The organism is Caulobacter sp. HMWF025, from assembly GCF_003060965.1.
GTDB lineage: Bacteria > Pseudomonadota > Alphaproteobacteria > Caulobacterales > Caulobacteraceae > Caulobacter.
The window spans coordinates 1-4,975 of record NZ_QAII01000042.1; the positions used below are offsets into that span (position 1 = coordinate 1).

Sequence of the window (4,975 nt, forward strand, 5' to 3'; positions counted from 1 at the left end):
ATCCCGGCCGGGTCCAGCACCGTGACCCCGGGCAGGCCGGCCGTCTCGGGGCGACTGTCATACCAGTGCAGACGGAACGGCAGCGGCGCAAACGCCCGCGCAATGGCCTGGCCCACATGGCCGGCCCCAAACAGCAGCAGCAGCGGCCGCGGGGCTTCATTGCGCTCGACCAACTCATCGCCGAGCTGCGGCCGCGCCCCGCGCGCGCTGGCCGGGGTGCCAGACAGGCTGACGGCCGGTGCCTCCGACAGCGCAGCGATGGGCGCGATCGACTTGCTCAGCAGGCCCGGATCAAAGCGCGTGCGCACCTCGAACGGCTGGTCAGCGTCCATCCGGCGGGCGGCATCGGTCAGCCAGTCGCGGCTGGCGGCCTCGACCCGCTCGATCAGCAGCCGCACCCGGCCGCCGCAGCACTGGGCCAGCAGCGGGCCGAGCGGATAGTCCTGGATGGCGAAGCTGGCCTGCGAGCCGCTCAGCATCTTGCGCGCCTGGCGGGTCGCCTGATGCTCCAGATTGCCGCCACCGATGGTGCCCGACTGGCCGCCGTCCCAGACCACCATCTTGGTCCCGGCCTCGCGCGGGGCCGAGCCCTCGGTGGCGAGCACGGTGACGAGGGCGGCCGTGTCATTGGCGGCGATGCGGGCGAGCGCGGCGCGGGCCCAGTTGCTCACGACGCGCCCCCTCGCGCCCTGACATCCTCGCACGCCATCAGGATCGCCTCCGGCGTCGCGGGGGCATCGAGGCGCGGCATCACCCGGTGACCGGCGACGCTGGCCACGGCCTGGGTGATGGCGGAAAACACCGAGATGGCCAGCATCAAGGGCGGCTCGCCCACCGCCTTGGAGCGATGCACGGTGGCTTCAACATTCCGCCCCGCCGCCCACAGGCGGACGTCCAGCTGGGCCGGGCGGTCGCCGATGGTCGGGATCTTGTAGGTCGAGGGGGCGTGAGTGCGCAGGCGACCCTGGTCATCAAAGACCAGCTCCTCGGTCGTCAGCCAGCCCATGCCCTGGATGAACCCGCCCTCGATCTGGCCGAGGTCAATGACCGGATTCAGCGACTGGCCGACGTCATGAAGGATGTCGGCGCGGGTGACCTTCATCTCGCCGGTCAGGGTGTCGATCAGCACCTCGCTGCAGGCCGCGCCATAGGCGAAATAGTAGAACGGCCGCCCCGTATGGCTGGCGCGGTCATAATGGATCTTGGGCGTGGCATAGAAGCCGGTCGAGGACAGCGAGATCCGGGCCAGATAGGCCTGGCGGCACAGGTCGTTGAACGGGATCAGGACCTCGCCCGCCCGCACGCCCTCCGGCGTGAAGACGACCTCTTCCGGTCGGCAGGCCCATTTCTCGGCCGCGAAGCTGACCAGCCGGGCCTTGATCCGCTCGGCCGCATCCAGGGCCGCCATACCGTTCAGGTCTGCGCCGGACGAGGCCGCCGTCGCCGAGGTGTTGGGCACCTTGTCGGTGACGGTCGAAGTGATCCTGACCCGCGCCAGATCCACCTGGAAGGCCTGGGCCACCACCTGGGCGACCTTCAAATAGAGCCCCTGCCCCATCTCGGTACCGCCGTGGTTCAGCAGAATCGAGCCGTCGGCATAGACATGGATCAGGGCCCCGGCCTGGTTCAGGTGCTTGGTCGTGAACGAGATGCCGAACTTCACCGGCGTCAGGGCGATACCCTTCTTCAGCACCGGGCTGGCGGCATTGAAGGTATCGATCTGCGCCTTGCGGGCCTCGTAGTCGCAGGAGGCGGCCAGTTCGGCGAGGATCTGCGGCGCGACATTGTCTTCCACCGTCTGGCCATAGGGCGTCAGGTCGCGGCCCGGCTCGCCATAGAGATTGCGCCGGCGGACCTCCAGCGGGTCGAGGCCGGTGGCCTGGGCCACGGCATCCATGACCCGCTCAATCGCGATCATGCCCTGTGGCCCGCCGAAGCCCCGGAACGCCGTGTTCGAGACGGTGTGGGTCCGGAACCGGTGCGAGACGATCTCGACCGCCGGCAGGAAATAGGTGTTGTCGACGTGGAACATCGCCCGGTCATTGATCGCCGGCGACAGGTCCGTCGTCGCCCCGCAGCGCGAGGCCAGCTCCAGAGCGATCCCGGTCAGCACGCCCCGGTCGTCGAAGCCGACGTCATAGGTCACCTCGAAGTCATGACGCTTGCCGGTCATGACCATGTCCTCGTCGCGATCGGGCCGGCACTTGGCCGGTCGGCCGGTCTTGACCGCGGCCAGGGCGGCGGCGGCGGCGAACAGCGAGGCCTGGGTCTCCTTGCCCCCGAATGCCCCGCCCATCCGGCGGACCTCGACGGTGACGGCATGGTCCGGCCGGCCGAGGACCCGGGCGATCAGGTGCTGCACCTCGGTCGGATGCTGGGTCGACGACCAGACATGGACGTCACCTTCCTCGCGCGGCGTGGCCAGCGCGACCTGGCCCTCGAGATAGAAGTGATCCTGGCCGCCGATCGCGAACTGCCCCTGCAGGCGGCGCGGCGACTCCGCCAGGGCGGCGGCGACATCGCCGCGCGCCATCCGCTGGCTGGCCTCGATCTTCAGATCCAGGGCCCGGGCCGTCGCGATGTCGATGGCAGCCGGCAGGTCTTCATACTCGACCACGGCGAGGCTCGCCGCCGCCCGGGCCGCGGCCATCGAGGTCGCCGCGACGGCAAACAGGCTCTGGCCGACGCAATAGACCTCGCCCTCGGCAAACAGCCGGTCATCATGGACCACCGGACTGACATCGTTTTCGCCCGGTACATCGTCGGCGCTGAGCACCAGCACAACGCCCGGAGCCGCCCGGACGGCCGACAGGTCCAGCTTCACCAGCCGCGCATGGGCCCGCGTGCTCTGGCCCAGATGTACGTGCAGAAGTCCGGCGGGCTCGGGCATGTCATCGATATAGACAGCCGTGCCGGCGACGTGGCGGGCGGCGCTGTCGTGCGGCACGGACGCATGGACGCGACCGCCGGATTGGACCGCCTCAGCCACGGGCGCTCTCCGGTTCGACCCGCACGGCCTGCTCCGGCCGCGTGGTTTCCAGGAACACCTTTCGCAGCATGTTGCGCGCCGTCAGCATGCGATAGGCGGCCGAGGCCCGCATGTCGCTGAGCGGTGTAAAGTCGGCCTCAAGCGCCGCCATGGCCGCCTCGACCGCCGCCTCGGTCCAGGGCTGGCCGACCAGGCCCGCCTCGCAGCCCGCCGCCCGCTTCGGCGTCCCGGCCATGCCGCCGAAGGCGATCCGCGCTGACGCGACAACGCCGTCGTCGAACGTCAGGGCAAAGGCCCCGCAGACGGCCGAGATGTCCTGGTCGAAACGCTTGCTGAGCTTGAAGACCTTGAACACAAGATCCGGCTGAGGCTGGGGGACGATGACCGCTTCAACGAATTCGCCGGGCCGCCGGTCCTGTCGGCCATAGTCGAGGAAGAAGGCCTCCAGCGGCATCCGGCGGCGCGCCCCGCCGCAGTTCAGCACCAGGGTCGCCCCGGCCGCGATCAGGGCCGGTGGCATGTCGCCGATCGGCGAGCCATTGGCGATGTTGCCCCCGATCGTGCCGCTGTTACGCACCTGGGTCGATCCCAGACGCCGCATCATCCGGCCAAGGTCCGGATAGAGGGCGGTCAGCGTCTCCATGGCATCGACATAGCGGACGCCCGCGCCGATCCAGACGCCGCCGTCCACGGTCTCAGTGCGCCTCAGCTCGGCGATCTGACCGATATCGATCAAGGTCTCCAGCGGCTTGCGCAGCTTGGTCACCCAGAGGCCGACATCGGTGGCCCCGGCGACGATCACGGCCTCCGGATGATCCGACGCCAACTGCGCCAACTGATCCAGGGACCGGGGCGCAAACCAGCGCCGGGTCAGGCCTGAAACCGGATCGGCATAGGCCAGCGCCAGCGGCTCATCATCGGTGACTTCCGACAGGTCGACCTGCGGGCCCGCTTCGCGGATCACGTCCCTGGCCACCTCAAGGATCGGACTATAGCCGGTGCAGCGACACAGATTGCCGGCCAGCATCTCGGCCGGCGGAGCCTCGCTGCCTTGGGCACGGACCGCCTTGCCATAGAGCGACATGACGATACCGGGCGTGCAGAAGCCGCATTGTGAGCCATGCCGGTCGACCATGGCCTGCTGCACCGGGTGAAGCGCTCCGTCACGGGCCAGGCTCTCGACGGTGACCAGGGCCTTGCCATGCAGCATCGGCAGGAACTGGATGCAGCTGTTCACCGCCCGCCAGGCCACGCCGTCACCGGCTTGCTCGCCGACCAACACCGTGCACGAGCCGCAGTCGCCCTCCGCGCAACCTTCCTTGGTCCCCGTGCGCCGGAGCGTGCCGCGCAGGTGCTCCAGCACGGTGCGGGTCGGGTCAGCCCCGTCGACCGCTTGTGGCACACCGTCCAGCAGGAAGCGGATCTGGCCCATCAGCTGCCCCTGTAGGTCGAGTAGCCGAACGGCGAGACCAGCAGCGGCACGTGATAGTGCTGGGCGACATCAGCGACGGCGAAATCCAGGGTGACGATGTCGAGGAACGGCGGGTTCGTGACGGCGGCACCCGTGCGCTGGAAATAGTCGCCGATCGAGAACTCAAGCCGGTAGCCGCCGACCGCCAGGGCCTCACCGTTCAGCAGCCGCGCGCGGCCGTCGGCGTCGGTCCGAAACGTGCCCAGGACTTCACCGTCCCGGCGGGACACCCGGACCTGCACATCACCGGCCGGCCGGCCCGTGGCCGTGTCCAGAATATGGGTCGTCAATCCGGTCATGGTCGATCGTCCTCTCGTCCGGGCGATGCTGGAGCCCGTGGCTGGCCGTGTCCAGCGCTGGGCCTGCCCTCCGCCCCGCCTCAGGCAGGGCGCTGAGCAAGTCAGCGTCCCATGCCTCCGGAACGGGCATATATAATAGATTTATTACTTACTAGGCCCCGAGCACCTCGAGGTCAAATGTGACCGCTACCACAAAAAGCACGGAGCGATCGGACG

At 69.0% G+C, this 4,975-nt stretch carries 4 protein-coding genes; all 4 read right to left on the reverse strand.

The genetic code is table 11. From position 1 onward, the window contains the following. Positions 1-704, reverse strand: a 704-nt coding sequence (locus DBR10_RS05390; RefSeq protein WP_233243285.1) for an XdhC family protein, incomplete at its 3' end; no start/stop codon positions are given. Further along, complete coding sequence (gene xdhB / locus DBR10_RS05395) at positions 668-2,989, reverse strand: xanthine dehydrogenase molybdopterin binding subunit (protein WP_108503650.1); 2,322 nt, start codon at positions 2,987-2,989, stop codon at positions 668-670. The genes xdhB and DBR10_RS05390, both read right to left, overlap by 37 nt. Continuing rightward, positions 2,982-4,421 (reverse strand): xanthine dehydrogenase small subunit, encoded by a 1,440-nt coding sequence (xdhA, locus tag DBR10_RS05400; RefSeq protein WP_108503649.1) that lies wholly within the window; start codon positions 4,419-4,421, stop codon positions 2,982-2,984. Before xdhA ends, xdhB begins: the two co-directional genes overlap by 8 nt. Further along, a complete protein-coding gene (gene uraH, locus DBR10_RS05405) occupies positions 4,421-4,759 on the reverse strand; it encodes a hydroxyisourate hydrolase (RefSeq protein WP_108503648.1) in 339 nt (112 codons plus the stop codon). The genes xdhA and uraH overlap by 1 nt, the downstream gene beginning before the upstream one ends. Positions 4,760-4,975: the final 216 nt, after the last annotated feature.

Bases quoted from the DNA above. Each gene is read 5' to 3' on its own strand.
- xdhA (WP_108503649.1), bottom strand. From the start codon at position 4,421: ATGGGCCAGATCCGCTTCCTGCTGGACGGTGTGCCACAAGCGGTCGAC.
- uraH (WP_108503648.1), bottom strand. From the start codon at position 4,759: ATGACCGGATTGACGACCCATATTCTGGACACGGCCACGGGCCGGCCG.